The 14,247-nt window shown below is 72.6% G+C and carries 13 protein-coding genes; 6 read left to right on the top strand and 7 right to left on the bottom strand.

The features are described from left to right. On the top strand, positions 1 to 293 hold a 293-nt coding region (locus LRP67_RS21065; protein WP_231272295.1), incomplete at its 5' end, for an HNH endonuclease signature motif containing protein. Positions 294 to 513: 220 nt separating this feature from the next. On the opposite strand, the gene LRP67_RS21060 is transcribed toward LRP67_RS21065, so the two are convergent. The 5 genes from LRP67_RS21060 to LRP67_RS21040 form a co-directional block, all read right to left on the bottom strand. Further along, positions 514 to 1,113 carry a DinB family protein gene (locus LRP67_RS21060; RefSeq protein ID WP_231272286.1) on the bottom strand — a complete coding sequence of 200 codons (600 nt, stop codon included), beginning with the start codon at positions 1,111 to 1,113 and terminating at the stop codon, positions 514 to 516. Then, complete coding sequence (treZ, locus tag LRP67_RS21055; protein WP_231272283.1) at positions 995 to 2,737, bottom strand: malto-oligosyltrehalose trehalohydrolase; 1,743 nt, start codon at positions 2,735 to 2,737, stop codon at positions 995 to 997. The genes LRP67_RS21060 and treZ overlap by 119 nt, the downstream gene beginning before the upstream one ends. Further along, complete coding sequence (gene treY / locus LRP67_RS21050; protein ID WP_231272281.1) at positions 2,737 to 5,055, bottom strand: malto-oligosyltrehalose synthase; 2,319 nt, start codon at positions 5,053 to 5,055, stop codon at positions 2,737 to 2,739. Before treY ends, treZ begins: the two co-directional genes overlap by 1 nt. 6 nt (positions 5,056 to 5,061) lie before the next feature. After that, positions 5,062 to 7,236, bottom strand: coding sequence for a glycogen debranching protein GlgX (glgX, locus tag LRP67_RS21045; protein ID WP_231272279.1), 2,175 nt, complete (start codon positions 7,234 to 7,236; stop codon positions 5,062 to 5,064). An 87-nt stretch (positions 7,237 to 7,323) separates the two neighbouring features. After that, positions 7,324 to 7,602 (bottom strand): MerR family transcriptional regulator, encoded by a 279-nt coding sequence (locus LRP67_RS21040; RefSeq protein WP_231272277.1) that lies wholly within the window; start codon positions 7,600 to 7,602, stop codon positions 7,324 to 7,326. A 120-nt stretch (positions 7,603 to 7,722) separates the two neighbouring features. Between LRP67_RS21040 and LRP67_RS21035 the strand changes: the two genes are divergently transcribed. Then, positions 7,723 to 8,169: an Hsp20/alpha crystallin family protein gene (locus LRP67_RS21035; protein ID WP_231272273.1), complete on the top strand. Its 447-nt coding sequence runs from the start codon at positions 7,723 to 7,725 to the stop codon at positions 8,167 to 8,169. A gap of 94 nt (positions 8,170 to 8,263) precedes the next feature. Here the strand turns inward: LRP67_RS21035 and LRP67_RS21030 are convergent, their stop codons facing one another. Continuing rightward, positions 8,264 to 9,154 carry a B12-binding domain-containing protein gene (locus LRP67_RS21030; RefSeq protein WP_231272272.1) on the bottom strand — a complete coding sequence of 297 codons (891 nt, stop codon included), beginning with the start codon at positions 9,152 to 9,154 and terminating at the stop codon, positions 8,264 to 8,266. Positions 9,155 to 9,284: 130 nt separating this feature from the next. Between LRP67_RS21030 and LRP67_RS21025 the strand changes: the two genes are divergently transcribed. Next, positions 9,285 to 9,602, top strand: a complete 318-nt coding sequence (locus LRP67_RS21025) for a sigma factor (RefSeq protein WP_231272271.1) — start codon at positions 9,285 to 9,287, stop codon at positions 9,600 to 9,602. A gap of 152 nt (positions 9,603 to 9,754) precedes the next feature. On the opposite strand, the gene LRP67_RS21020 is transcribed toward LRP67_RS21025, so the two are convergent. Continuing rightward, the gene (locus tag LRP67_RS21020; protein ID WP_231272270.1) at positions 9,755 to 10,510 is read right to left on the bottom strand and encodes a spermidine synthase; all 756 of its coding nucleotides are present in this window, start codon (positions 10,508 to 10,510) and stop codon (positions 9,755 to 9,757) included. Positions 10,511 to 10,592: 82 nt separating this feature from the next. Between LRP67_RS21020 and LRP67_RS21015 the strand changes: the two genes are divergently transcribed. The 3 genes from LRP67_RS21015 to LRP67_RS21005 are packed head-to-tail and all read left to right on the top strand — an operon-like array spanning position 10,593 to position 14,235. Beyond that, entirely contained in the window at positions 10,593 to 11,126 is a 534-nt protein-coding gene (locus tag LRP67_RS21015) for a 2Fe-2S iron-sulfur cluster-binding protein (RefSeq protein ID WP_231272266.1), read from the top strand. Then, the gene (locus tag LRP67_RS21010) at positions 11,123 to 12,121 is read left to right on the top strand and encodes a xanthine dehydrogenase family protein subunit M (RefSeq protein ID WP_231272264.1); all 999 of its coding nucleotides are present in this window, start codon (positions 11,123 to 11,125) and stop codon (positions 12,119 to 12,121) included. Before LRP67_RS21015 ends, LRP67_RS21010 begins: the two co-directional genes overlap by 4 nt. Further along, the gene (locus tag LRP67_RS21005) at positions 12,118 to 14,235 is read left to right on the top strand and encodes a xanthine dehydrogenase family protein molybdopterin-binding subunit (RefSeq protein WP_231272262.1); all 2,118 of its coding nucleotides are present in this window, start codon (positions 12,118 to 12,120) and stop codon (positions 14,233 to 14,235) included. The genes LRP67_RS21010 and LRP67_RS21005 overlap by 4 nt, the downstream gene beginning before the upstream one ends. Positions 14,236 to 14,247 lie beyond the last annotated feature (12 nt).

The raw sequence follows: 14,247 nt of genomic DNA, 5'->3' as shown, positions 1-14,247 counted from the left end.
TGGTCCTGGGTGGCAGGTCCCAGGTCCTCGACCTCGGCCGCAAGGCCCGGTTCCACACCAAGGCCCAGCGGATCGCGCTCGCGGTCCAGCACGGAGGCTGCTACACCCAGGGCTGCGAACGCCCCTCGGCCTGGTGCGAGGCCCACCACCTCACGCCGTGGTCCCAAGGCGGCGACACCACGGTCGACGACGGTGCCCTGCTCTGCCGACGCCACCACACCCTGGCCCACCACCCCCACTACGACATGACCCACCTGCCCGGCGGCAAGGTCGCCATCACCAAGCGAGAGTGAGCGCGCTGACCATGCTTCGCGAAGCCTCGTCAGGCGGGGAAAATCCTGGGGGGCGACGGGCAGTCACCTCACCTGGTCTCGAGGCTCAGGCGCCAGGGCGCCTTCGCACCTCGACCACCGAGGTGCCGCATCGCCCCCACGGCTCCGTCGACAGCGCGGCGGCGCCTCCGTGCCCTGCGGGCCCGGTCTACTCCGGTGTCCGCGCACAGCGAGGCCATGCTCAAGACGTCTGAGGCCCACGGGCAGCCAGCACCTGCTCGCGGAGGATGTCGGCGTGGCCGCAGTGCTGGGCGAGCTCGCGGAGCAGGTGCAGGTAGACCCAGCGCACCGGCAGTGGGCCACGGCGGTTGCCGGTGACGATGCCGTCGACGTCCAGTCCCGCGGCGGCCGTGCGCGACGCCGCGGACGCCTCGGTGTACGCCGCCCGCACCGACTCGATGGTGTCCTGCGGCACCAGGGTGAAGGACTCCTCGACGGTGGTGGGGATGCCGATCTCCGCCCGCGAGCGACCCGTCACAGCCTCGTCGAACCACACGCGCTCGACGAAGGTGGCGTGCTTGACCAGCCCGAGCAGGGTGGTCAGCGACGGCACCAGCGAGCGGCGCGCCTCCTCCTCGGTGAGCCCGTCCAGGCTGTCGTGCAGCGCCTGGCGGTGGTGGTCGAGGACTCCTCGAGCTGGTCCTGCTGTGAGGCGGTCGAGGTCACGTGGGAGAACGTACCCACGCCCCCGCGTGCCCAGGCAGGGTAAGCCGCCCGTCGACGAGCTCGGCGCCGGACTCGGTCGTGAAGAGGATCTCCCCGTCGCGGACGTCCAGGACACGTGGCTCCTCGGAGAGGTTGACGGCGACGGTGACGGCTCCGCGCTCCATCAGGAACGTGCGGGCGTCCTCGTCGGCGCGGCACGAGGTGCGCAGGAACGACGGGTCGGTCAACTCCGGCAACGCCCGACGGAGCGCGGCCAAGCGGCGGTAGACGTCGAGGATCCGTGCGTGCCGGCCGTGGTCGAGCTGCGACCAGTCGAGCTTGGAGCGGCGGAAGGTCTCCGGGTCCTGGGGGTCGGGTACGACGGCGGGGTCCCACCCCATCCGCTCGAACTCCTCGATTCGGCCCTCGGCCGTGGCCTTCCCCAGCTCCGGCTCGGGGTGGGAGGTGAAGAACTGGAACGGCTCGGGTGCCGCCCACTCCTCGCCCTGGAAGAGCATCGGCGTGAAGGGCCCTGCGAGCGTGAGGAGGGCGGCGCAGGCGAGCTGGTCGTCGTCGAGGTGTTCGGTGATGCGATCACCCACGGCGCGGTTGCCGATCTGGTCGTGGTTCTGGCTGCAGACCACGAGCCGCCATGTGGGCATGGCCGCGGTGTCGATCGGGACGCCGTGCTCGCGCTCGCGGAACGACGAGTAGGTGCCGTCGTGGAAGAAGCCGCGCTCGAAGACCTTGGCCAGTGCACCGACCGGCTCGAAGTCGGCGTAGTAGCCGTCGGTCTCGCGGGTCAGCGCCACGTGGACGGCGTGGTGGAAGTCGTCGCTCCACTGCGCGTCGAGCCCGTAGCCGCCCGCCTCGCGGGGGGTGATCAGCTTCGGGTCGTTGAGGTCCGACTCGGCGATGAGGGTCAGCGGGCGCCGCTGGTGGGCGGAGTACGCCGCCACCTCGATCGCCATCTCCTCCAGCAGGTGGGTCGGCGAGCTGTCGGACAGCGCGTGCACGGCGTCCAGGCGCAGACCGTCGACGTGGTAGTCGCACAGCCACAGCCGCACGTTGTCCAGGATGAGCCGCCGGACCTCCGCCGACCCGTCCTCGTCGAGGTTGACCAGGTCGCCCCAGGTGTTGGCGCCGGACTTGAGGTAGGGCCCGTAGAGGGGCAGGTAGTTGCCCGACGGCCCGAGGTGGTTGTAGACGACGTCCTGGATGACGCCGAGCCCGGCAGCGTGGCAGCCGTCCACGAAGCGCTGGTAGGCCTCCGGGCCGCCGTACTCCTCCGTGACCGCCGACCACAGCACGCCGTCGTAGCCCCAGTTGTGGGTGCCGTTGACCGCGTTGACCGGCATCACCTCGACGAAGTCGACGCCGATGCTGCGCAGGTGATCGAGCCGCCCGAGGGCCGCATCGAAGGTGCCCTCGGGGGTGAACGTGCCGATGTGCAGCTCGTAGATCACCGAGCCCGCGAGCTGGCGCCCGGTCCAGCCGTCGTCGCCCCAGACGTACGAGGACGGGTCGTAGGTCCGCGACCGCTCGTGGACGCCGGCCGGCTGGCGCAGCGAGCGCGGGTCGGGCCGGACGGCCTCGTCATCATCGAGCAGGTAGCCGTAGTCCAACTCGCCGTCGGGCACGGGCCCGGTCGGCGTCCACCAGCCGTCGTCACCGCGGGCCATGTCGACCACCCGGTCGGCCACCGAGAGCCGCACCCGTGAGGGCCGCGGCGCCCACACGTCGAAGCGTCCTCGAGCCATCAGTCCTCCTTGACCAGCAGTGCGACCGGCAGCGTGGCGAGCACGTCGGCGACGTCGCCCGAGATGGTCCGGTCCGAGATCACGTCGCGCCACCGGCCCTGCGGCAACGCGAGCGTGGTGTCGCCCCAGCCGCCGCGGGCGGCCAGGCCGAGAGGCAGCCGGGTCGCGACCGCGACCGCTCCCCCGCGGTCGAAGGCGACGACGTGGTCGGCAGCCTCACCCGAGGCCGCCACGGGCGTGTACGACGTGAACAGCTCGGGGCGGTCACGGCGCAGCGTCAGCGCGCGCGTCGTCACGAGCAGCTTGTCGACCCCGAGGTCGTCGAGCGCGACGGACGGGGCGGGCGCCCACTCGTCGAGACCGGCCAACAGCTCCTCGCGGGCGTCCAGGTCGACGAACCTGCGGTTGTCAGGGTCGACCAGGCTCTGCTCCCACAGCTCGCTGCCCTGGTAGACGTCCGGCACGCCAGGCATGGCGATCGCGAGCAGCTTGGCCGAGAGCGAGTTGACCCAGCCGGGGGCGACGACACGCTCCAGCAGCCCGTCCAGGACCTGACGCACCTCCGCGTCGTCGAAGGCCGCGTCGACCAGCCCGTGCACGGCCGCCTCGTAGTCGGCGTCCGGCGCGGTCCAGGTGGTGCGGTCGCCCGCCTCGCGCATCGCCTTCTCGGCGTAGCCGTGCAGCCGCTCGCGCGACACGGGCCACGAGCCCAGCACGGCCTGCCACAGCAGCGAGGCGAACCCGGGGTCGGGCGCCGGCGCGAGCTCGAGCAGCCGCGTCAGCGCCGCGTCCCACTCCTCCGGGATCTCGGAGAGCACCGTGATCCGGGCCCGGACGTCCTCGCCGCGCTTGGTGTCGTGCGTCGAGAGGGCGGTCATCGCGGTCGGCCACGACGCCTGCCGCTCGCCCGACCAGCGGTGCCACTCGTCCAGGCTCAGCGAGAACTCGCTGGGCTCGCCGCCCACCTCGTTGAGCGACGTCAGCCGCGAGTAGCGGTAGAACGCGGTGTCCTCGACGCCCTTCGCCATCACCATGCCGCTGGTCTGCTGGAAGCGCAGCGCCGCGTCGGCCTCGGCATCGCCCAGCACCCCCTCCAGCACATCGAGTACGCCGGTCAGGTCCGGCCGGGAGCGGCGCGCGGCCGCGAACGCGTCGTCGAGGGCCGCTCGCTCCTCGGGCAGGTAGGACCGGTAGACCGGGAAGCACGCGAGCAGCTCGGCGACGGCGTCCTCGAGGTCGGTGACGTCCTGCTTCTCACGGACTTCGGCCGGTAGCTCGCGCACGATCCGGCGTACCTCGGAGTGCAGGATGCCGTCGGCGATCATCCGCTTGGTGCCGCGGATCATCGCGTGCCAGTCGACCTCGCTGCCCCGCAGCCGCGCCTCGAGCGCGTCGAGCGGCGCCTTGCCGGCGGGGTCGGTGAGCAGCCGGTCGACCATGCCGAGCGCGTCGTAGCCGGTCGTGCCGGCGGTGGCCCAGGAGCGCGGCAGCTCCTCCGTGGTGGTTCCTGAGGAGCCGAGGGACGAGGCGTCTCGAAGGGCGAGGATCTTCTCGACCAGCACGTACGCGCCGCCGGTGAGCGACGCGAGGTCGTCGAGGTAGCCGCCGGGGTCGCGCAGGCCGTCGGGGTGGTCGACGCGCAGCCCGTCGACGAGCCCCTCGTCGAACCAGCGCCGGATCTCGACATGGCTGGCGTCGAAGACCTCGCGGTCCTCGACGCGGATCGCGGCCAGCGTGTTGACCGCGAAGAAGCGGCGGTAGTTGAGCTCGGAGTCGGCCGCCCGCCACGACACGAGCTCGTAGTGCTGCTCGTCGTGGGTGCTGGTGCCGGGAGCCAGCGGGAAGCGGTGCTCGTGGTAGCGCACCTCCCCCTCCTCGACGCGGATCGAGGCTTCGTCGCCGTCGCCGACGACGGGGATCCGCAGCCGGCCGCCCCCGAAGTCCCAGTCGACGTCGAAGTAGTCGGCGTAGGCCGACGAGCGCCCGTGCTTCAGCAGGTCCCACCACCAGGCGTTCACGGCCGGGGTCGCGACGCCCATGTGGTTGGGCACGATGTCGACGAGGACGCCGAGCCCGAGCCGGCGCGCCTCCGCGGACAGCGCGGCCAGGCCCTCGGGCCCGCCGCGCGCGGGGTCGACCGTCGCGTGGGACACGACGTCGTAGCCGTGGGTGCTGCCCGGCTCCGCCACCAGGATCGGCGACAGGTAGACCCAGTCGGCGCCGAGCGCGTGCAGGTACGGCAGGCGCCGCGCCGCCTCGAACAGGTCGAAGTCGGCGGTGATCTGGAGCCGGTAGGTGCTCTGGGGGGTACGGCTCACCACGGCTCAGCCCCGCTCGGCCTGCGCCGCCAGCGACGCGGCAACGGAGTGGTCGGGCTCGTCCTCGGGCTCGAGGTGCTCGCGCAGCACGATCAGGCTGCGGTGCTCCAGCGCCAGCTTCTCCCCGGCCTGGTACGCCGTCTGGTCGTCGACACCGCCCGCGGTGTCGATCACGACGTCCCACGCGGCGGCGTACTCCTCCGGCGGCAGCGTCACCTCGGCCGGGCCGTCGGCGTTGAAGTAGAGCAGGAAGTGGTCGTCGATGATCTCGCCGCCGCGGGCGTCCTTGCCGGCGATGCCGTGGCCGTTGAGGTACATGCCGATCGCCTGGTTGCCGCCCTCCCAGTCGCCGTCCTCCATCGGCCGGCCGTCGAGGTGCAGCCAGACGATGTCGTTGAGCCGGTCGCCGTCGCCACCGGGGATCTCGGTGCGCACCGTGTTGCCGGTGAAGAACCGCTTGCGGCGAAACGTCGGGTGGTCGCGCCGGAGCCGGATCAGAGCCGCGGTGAACTCCACCAGCGGGCGGTCGGCGTCCTCCCAGTGCATCCACGCGATCTCGGAGTCCTGGGCGTAGGTGTTGTTGTTGCCCTGCTGGGTGCGCCCCATCTCGTCGCCGTGCAGCAGCATCGGCACCCCCTGGCTCAGCAGCAGCGTGGCCAGCAGGTTGCGCTGCTCTCGCGCGCGGAAGCCGAGGATCTCGGGGTCGTCGGTCGGCCCCTCCACGCCGTGGTTCCAGGAACGGTTGTGGCTCTCGCCGTCGTTGTTGTCCTCGCCGTTGGCCTCGTTGTGCTTCTCGTTGTAGGACACCAGGTCGGCCAGGGTGAACCCGTCGTGGGCGGTCACGAAGTTGATGCTCGCGACCGGACGGCGCCCGGAGTGCTCGTAGAGGTCCGCCGAGCCGGCCAGCCGCGAGGCGAACTCGCCCAGGGATGGCTCGCCGCGCCAGAAGTCGCGCACGACGTCGCGGTAGGCGCCGTTCCACTCCGTCCACTGCGGCGGGAAGCCGCCGACCTGGTAGCCGCCCGGGCCGACGTCCCACGGCTCGGCGATCAGCTTGACCTGGCTCACGACCGGGTCCTGCTGCACGAGCTCGAAGAACGTCGCGAGGCGGTCGACGTCGTAGAACTCGCGCGCCAGCGCCGAGGCGAGGTCGAAGCGGAAGCCGTCGACGTGCATCTCGGTCACCCAGTAGCGCAGCGAGTCCATGATCAGCTGCAGCGAGTGTGGGTGGCGCACGTTGAGGCTGTTGCCGGTGCCGGTGTAGTCCATGTAGTACTTCGGCTCGTCCTCCATCAGCCGGTAGTACGCCGGGTTGTCGATGCCCTTGAAGCTCAGCGTCGGACCCATGTGGTTGCCCTCGGCCGTGTGGTTGTAGACCACGTCGAGGATGACCTCGATGCCCGCGGCGTGCATGGCCTTGACCATCGCCTTGAACTCCTGCACCTGCTGCCCGACCTGGCCGGTGCCGGCGTACTCGGCGTGCGGGGCGAAGAAGCCGAGGGTGTTGTAGCCCCAGTAGTTGCGCAGGCCCTTCTCGAGCAGGGTGCTGTCCTGGATGAACTGGTGCACGGGCATCAGCTCGATCGCCGTCACACCGAGGTGCTGGAGGTGCTCGGTGATGGCGGGGTGCGCCAGGCCGGCGTAGGTGCCGCGGATGTCCTCGGGCAGGTCCGGGTGCAGCTGGGTCATGCCCTTGACGTGCGCCTCGTAGATGATGCTCTCGTTGTAGGGGTAGTTGAGCCGGCGGTCGCCCTCCCAGTCGAAGAACGGGTTGATCACGACCCCCAAGGTCATGTGCCCCGCGGAGTCGTCGTCGTTGCGCGAGTCGGGGTCGCCGAAGTTGTAGCCGAAGAGACTCTGGTCCCAGTCGATCTCGCGCGTCGTCGCCTTGGCGTACGGGTCCAGCAGCAGCTTGGCGGGATTGCAGCGCAGGCCCTGCTCGGGGTCCCACGGGCCGTGGACGCGGTAGCCGTAGCGCTGGCCCGGCTGGATGTGCGGGAGGTAGCAGTGCCACACGTAGGCGTCGACCTCGCGGACCTCGACGCGCTGTTCGTTGCCGTCCTCGTCGAACAGGCACAGCTCGACCCGGTCGGCGACCTCGCTGAACAGGGCGAAGTTGGTGCCGGAGCCGTCGTACGTCGCTCCCAGGGGATAGGCCTGACCTGGCCAGGACTCGAGCACGGTGCCTCCGGAGGGTGGGGTCCAACTACGTCGGGCTGAACCTATTGGATCGGTCCAACGCGGCCCAGTACCCGGGGTCGGTGGTTCCTACCCCGCGCGTCGCGCGTCACGTTCGCGCAGCGCGCCGATCTCGTCCTCGAGGACCAGCACCCGGGCGATGCCGGCCAGGTTGAGGCCCTCCTCGAGGAGCGCGCCGATGCGGCGCAGCCGCTCGACATCGTCGCGGCTGTAGAGCCGCGAGCCGCCCGGAGTGCGGGCCGGGCTGACCAGCCCGCGACGCTCGTAGACCCGCAGGTTCTGGATCTGCATCGACGCCAGGTCGGCGGCGACGGAGATCGCGAAGACGCCCTGGCCCGGGTCGGTCATGTCGTCCACCTCCTCGTTCGTCAGGGGGGTTGATTTCTGGGTGTGCTTCGTTCTATATAAAACCTGTAATCACCATTATAGGTCGTTACACACGACCCCCAGAATCCAAGGAGGACAGCGATGCTGCTGCGCACCACCGACCCGTTCCGCGACTTCGACCGTCTGGCCCAGCAGATCCTGGGCACGACCAACCGTCCGGCCGTCATGCCGATGGACGCCTGGCGCGAGGGCGACCGCTTCGTCATCGAGTTCGACCTGCCCGGCGTCACGGAGGACACCATCGACCTCGATGTCGAGCGCAACGTCCTCACCGTCCGCGCCGAGCGCGTCGCCCGCAACGGCGACTGGGAGGCCCTCGCCTCCGAGCGTCCCCGCGGCGTCTTCAGCCGCCAGCTGGTGCTGGGCGACAACCTGGACCTCGACCGGATCGAGGCGTCCTACGACGCGGGCGTCCTGCGCCTGCTGGTCCCCGTGGCCGAGAAGGCCAAGCCGCGCAAGATCCAGCTGACCGGCCGCTCCGACGACGCCGTCGAGTCCGGCGGCGAGCAGAAGGTCATCGGGGCCTGAGCCCGGCTGACCCCGGCCTCACCCGAGCGCGGCCCCTCGGCTTACGCAGCCCGAGGGGGCCGCGCTTCGCTGTGTCCCGCGGATCCGGCCGTGCTCAGGCCGGCGGCAGGACCGCGGCCGCGACCTGGTCGGCCGCCTCGGCGAGGCTCTCGCCGAGCCAGGTGCCGGGCACCCCGGCCCGGGAATCGAGCGAGGCGAAGCCGTTGCCGGCGTAGAAGAGCGGCACGCCCTTGCCGGCGACCGCCGCCAGGCTCTCGACCGCCTGACGCCGGTGCGTGGGGAGATGGGAGACGACCACGACGGCCGCGGCCTCGGTCGCGGCCAGCGCGGTGACCAGCGTGCGCTGGGGCGTCCGGGCGCCCAGGACCCGGCAGCCGATCCCGCGGTGGGCGAGCAGCGCGGCCAGCGCCTCCAGGCCGAGCGTGTGCAAGTCCCGGGGACCGCACGCCAGCAGCGCAGTCCCAGGCACCGTCGGCGCGGGCGCGAGCGTGGTGATCCGGGCGAGCCAGCCGCGCACGGCCTCGGTCGTCAGGTGCTCCTGTCCGACGTCGCAGCGACCGCTCTCCCACAGGTTGCCGACCCGGCGCATGCCCGGCATCAGCACCGAGTCCAGCGCGGCCGGAAGACCCAGCTCGGCGACGGCCTCGTCCAGGACCGCGCGTACGGCGGTCGGGTCCAGCGCCGCGGAGGCGGCCAGCATCCGCCCGACCCACACCTGGGCCGGGTCGTCGCGGTCGAGCAGCGCGCGCACGGCACGGGCGGCCGCCGACGCCTTGAGCCCGCGCGCGACCTCGTCGCGCATCAGCCGGACCTCCTCCAGCGCCGCTGTCGAGTAGCGGCGGTGCCCGCCGGGACTGCGCGGCGTCGTCGGGATCCCGTGCCGCCGCTCCCACGAGCGCAGCGTCGGCGCGGGCACGCCGAGCAGGCGGCTCGCCTCCTGGATCGGCAGGCCATCGCCCACGCGCGCGTCGTCGTCGGCGCTCATCCCACGTCCCGTCCGGGGCCACGTTGGCCCTTGCCTATCCGACTCTCCCCACGGAGATTGTGCAACGGCTCTCATACTTTGCATAAGTTCGAACCTTCACCACTCCGCCGTCCGACGGCAGGGTGGAGCCATGACCCCGACCGCGGCGCTCCCCGCCTCCCCGGCCTCCCCCGTGTGCGAGGGTCTGCTCACCGGCCTGGTGCTGCGCTGCGCCCGAGGCGAGACCCAGGCGCTCGGCACGCTCTTCGACCTGACCTACGCCCTGGTCGCGGCGACCCTGCGCCGCCGGATCGCCGCCGAGGCGACCGAGGACGTGCTCGTCGAGGTGTTCCAGGACGTCTGGCGCAGCGCTCCGGCCTTCCGGCCCGGTCGGCAGGCCCCGCTGGCCTGGCTGCTCGGCATCGCCGAGGCGGCCGTGGGTCCGCGCCCCGCGCTCGTGGCGTCCTGACCACAGCACACCGTCTCCGCCCGGTGGATGGGCGGAGACGGTGGCCCTCGACCCGCGGTGCGGAGTGATGCTCACCCGACCTGATGCTGAGTCGCGAGGCCTTTCGGTACCCCCGCGTACGCACCCCATTCCAGGGCGATGACGAGATTCCCTCAGCCCGGCTGGTGGAACGGCGCTCCGCCGCCGAAGGAGTCCGAGACCAGCCTGCCGTCGAGGACCCGGTAGGGCGCCGGCGACTCCGAGGCCCGCCGGCGCAGCGCGGCCACGGGGAGCGCGACCCGGCCGGCCCACAGCATCAGGTTGCCTTCACGGCGACCCCGCAGGGTCGCGGGCTCGGCGCCCAGCGCCAGGTGGGGGAGGTGCTCTCGCACCCCGGCCACCACGCGTCGGGTGTGCGCGAACGGCGCCCGGTCGCTGAGGTTGAGCAGGTAGTGGCCGACCGGCCCCAGGGCGCGCGCGACCGCTGCCGCCTGCTCGAGCGTCACCAGGTCGGCCGGCACCCGGCCGTCGGCGTAGGCATCGAGGACGACGAGGTCGGCGCGCCCCTCCGGAAGCGCGGCCACCCCGGCGCGACCGTCCACGGGGCGCACCTTGATCCCGCTGCGCCGCGGCAGCGGCAGCCGGGTCCGCACCAGCTCGGTGACCTCGGTGTCGGGCTCCAGCACCACCTGCGCGGAGGTGGGACGCGTGGCGGCGATGTAGCGCGGCAGCGTCATCCCGGCGCCGCCGACGTGCACGACCCGCACGGGCACCCCCGGATCGGCCAGCACATCCACGACGTCACCCATGCGACGCACGTAGTCGAAGGCGAGGTACGTCGGGTCGTCCAGGTCGACGTAGGACTGATCCCGGCCGTCGTGGCGCAGCACGAAGGCCCGCGCCCGCTCGGTCGGCAGCAGCTCCCACACGCCGCGACCCTCTCACGGCGCCGGTCGGCACTGATGAGCATGGCCGACCAAGGCTCCCCGGCTGCGCCGACGCGTTTGAGCCATGACCGCCTGGTCACCGGGGGCCATGCAGGCCGACATCACGATCACGGTCGACGGCACCGAGCACCACACGACCGTCGACACCCGGACCACCGTGCTCGACCTCCTCCGTGAGCGACTGGGGGTGACCTCCCCCAAGAAGGGCTGCGACCACGGGCAGTGCGGCTCGTGCACCGTCCTGCTGGACGGCCGTCGCCACCTGACCTGCCTGGCGCTCGCGGTCGCCTACGACGGCGCGGAGGTCACCACCGCAGCCGGGCTCTGCGATGGTGATGACCTGCACCCGGTGCAGCAGGCGTTCCTTGACCACGACGGCCTCCAGTGCGGCTACTGCACGCCGGGCCAGGTCTGCTCCGCGGTGGGCATGCTCGACGAGGCGAAGCAGGGCCACCCGAGCCACGTCACCGAGGACCTGGAGGCGGAGGCCGACCTCACCGACGACGAGATCCGCGAGCGCCTGAGCGGCAACCTGTGCCGCTGCGGCGCGTACGCCGGCATCCTCGCCGCCGTGCGCGAGTCGGCGGGCCGGGCATGAGGGAGCTCGCCTACCTGCGCCCCGACGACGCCGCCACGGCGGTCGCGGCGGTCGCCGGCAACCCGGGGGCGCGCTTCCTGGGTGGCGGCACCAACCTGGTCGACCACCTCAAGCTCGGCGTCACCGCACCGGAGCTGCTCGTCGACATCCGCCGTCTCCCGATGGACTCCGTGGCGGAGACGGACACGCCGGACGGGCCCGGCCTGCGCATCGGCGCCAACGTCCGCAACAGCGACCTGGCGGCGCATCCGCTCGTGCGCAGCCTCTTCCCCGCCGTCTCCCGCGCGCTGCTCTCCGGGGCGTCGGCCCAGATCCGTCACCAGGCCACGACGGCCGGCAACCTCCTTCAGCGCACCCGCTGCGTGTACTTCCAGGACGTGACCACGCCCTGCAACAAGCGGGAGCCCGGCAGCGGGTGCTCGGCGCTGGAGGGCTACGCGCGCTACAACGCGATCCTGGGCGCCAGCGAGGCCTGCGTCACCACCCACCCCTCCGACCTGGCGGTCGCGCTCGCCGCGCTCGACGCCACGGTCGTCGTGCTCGGTCCCGACGGTGAGCGCCGGGTCGCGATCGGCGACCTGCACCGGCTCCCCGGCGACCAGCCCGAGCACGACACCACCCTGGCGCACGGCGAGCTCGTCACCGCGATCGAGCTGACCGCCGGTCGCCTGCCCCGCCGCTCGACGTACTACAAGGCCCGTGACCGGGCGTCGTACGCGTTCGCGCTGGTGTCGGTGGCCGGCGCGCTCCAGCTCGACGGCGACACCGTGACCGACGTCCGGCTCGCGTGGGGCGGGGTCGCCCACCGGCCGTGGCGCGCCACCCGGGCGGAGCAGTCCCTGCGCGGCCGCCAGTTCAGCGAGGAGGCCGTGCGCGCCGCGTGCGAGGAGGAGCTCGCCGAGGCGTCCGCCTCCCCCGACACCGCCTTCAAGGTGCCGATGGTCCGCAACGCCTCCGCGATGGTGCTCGCCCGACTGGCCCGGGAGGCGCGATGACCGAGCTGCTGCCCGACCCCGTCCCCGCCCGCGCCATGGGGTCCGCCCGCACGCGCGCCGATGGCCACGCCAAGGTCACCGGGCTCGCGGCGTACGCCGTCGAGCACCCCGGCGAGAGCCCTCTGACGCTGTGGCTGGTGCAGTCCACGATCGCCAAGGGCCGCATCACCGGGCTCGACAGCGGCGCCGCGCTCGCGCACCCGGGGGTCATCGCGGTGCTCGACCACACCAACGCTCCCCGCCTGGTCACCGACGACCCGGACGCGACCGACCCCGAGCTCGTGGTGCTCCAGGACGCCGAGGTCGCCTACCGCGGCCAGATCGTCGCCGCCGTCCTCGCCGACAGCTCGGAGGCGGCCCGCGAGGGCGCCGCCCTGGTGCGCGTCCACTACGAGACGGAGCCGCACCGGGCCGAGTTCCGCGACGACTCGCCGGCCTACGCGCCCGAGAGCGTCAACCCCGACCAGCCGACCGACACCGACGACGGCGACGTCGAGGCCGGCCTCGCGCAGGCCGACGTGGTGGTCGATGAGACCTACCGGACCGCCTACGAGCACAACAACCCCATGGAGCCGCACGCCGTGACGGCCACCTGGACCGAAGGCGAGGACGGCCCCCGGCTCACCCTGGTCGACTCCACCCAGGGCGTGCACCAGGTCGCGGAGACGCTGGCCCCGATGCTCGGTCTGCCGCAGGACCGGCTGCGGGTGCTCGCGCCGTACGTCGGCGGCGGGTTCGGCAGCAAGGGACTCCCCCACGCCCCGGAGATGGCCGCCGCCCTCGCGGCGCGCACGGTGCCCGGCCGCGCGGTCCGGCTGGCCGTCACCCGCCAGCAGATGTTCGCGCTGACGGGCTACCGGACGGCCACGGTCTCGCGCTTCCGGCTCGGCGCCCGCGCCGACGGCACCCTGCTGGCGGTCGAGCACCAGGTGCGCGAGCAGACCTCCGCCCTCAAGGAGTACGCCGAGCAGACCGCGACCCCGACCCGGATGCTCTACGCCGCCCCACACCGGCGCACCCGGCACCGGCTGGTCGAGCTGGACGTCGCGGTCCCCTCCTGGATGCGGGCCCCCGGGGAGATGCCCGGCGTCTACGCGCACGAGGTCGCGATGGACGAGCTGGCGACCGCGTGCGGGATCGACCCGGTCGAGCTGCGCGTGCGCAACGAGCCCGACGTCGACCCCGAGACGGGCAAGCCGTTCTCGGGACGACGCCTGGTCGAGTGCCTCGAGCGCGGCGCCGAGCTGTTCGGCTGGGCGGACCGGCCGCACCAGCCGCGCGCCACCGTCGACGGCGAGTGGTGGGTCGGCACCGGCGTGGCCAGCGCGACGTACCCCACGATGACCATGGCCGGCAGCCAGGCACGCGTGCGCGCACTCGGCGGTGGTCGCTACGAGGTCGGCATCGGGTCGGTCGACATCGGGACCGGCGCCCGCACGGTGCTGGCCCAGATCGCCGCCGATGCCCTGGGCGTCGCGGTCGACGACGTCGACCTGGAGATCGCCGACACCGACCTGCCCATGGCGACCGTCGCCGGCGGCTCCTCGGGCACCAGCTCGTGGGGCTCGGCCATCGTCGCCGCCGCCCAGCAGTTCCGCCACGACCACGGGGACGACCCCGACGCCGGCGTGCACACCACGGCGTCGGCCGCGCAGAGCCCCGGCATGGAGCAGTACGCCACCCACGCGTTCGGCGCGGTCTTCGCCGAGGCGCGAGTGCACCGCTACACCGGCGAGGTGCGGGTGCCGCGACTGCTGGGCGTCTACTCGGTCGGCCGCGTCCTCAACCCGGTCACCGCCCGCTCGCAGCTCCTCGGCGGCCTGACGATGGGCCTGTCGGCGGCGCTGTTCGAGGAGTCGCACCGCGACCCGCGCTTCGGCCACGTCGTCACCCAGGACCTCGCGACCTACCATGTCGCCGCCCACGCCGATGTCCGCGGCATCGAGGCGGTCTGGCTCGACGAGGAGGATCCGCACGTCAACCCGATGGGCTCGCGCGGGATCGGGGAGATCGGGATCGTCGGCTCGCCGGCCGCAGTCGCCAACGCGACGTACCACGCCACCGGGGTGCGGGTGCGCAGCATCCCGATCACCCCTGACCGCTTCGTGGAGTGAGCCGCCTTCGGC

It is taken from the genome of Nocardioides sp. cx-169, assembly GCF_021083605.1.
GTDB lineage: Bacteria > Actinomycetota > Actinomycetes > Propionibacteriales > Nocardioidaceae > Nocardioides.
Note: the sequence above shows the minus strand (reverse complement) of the source record. Positions and strands in the feature narration are given on the sequence as shown.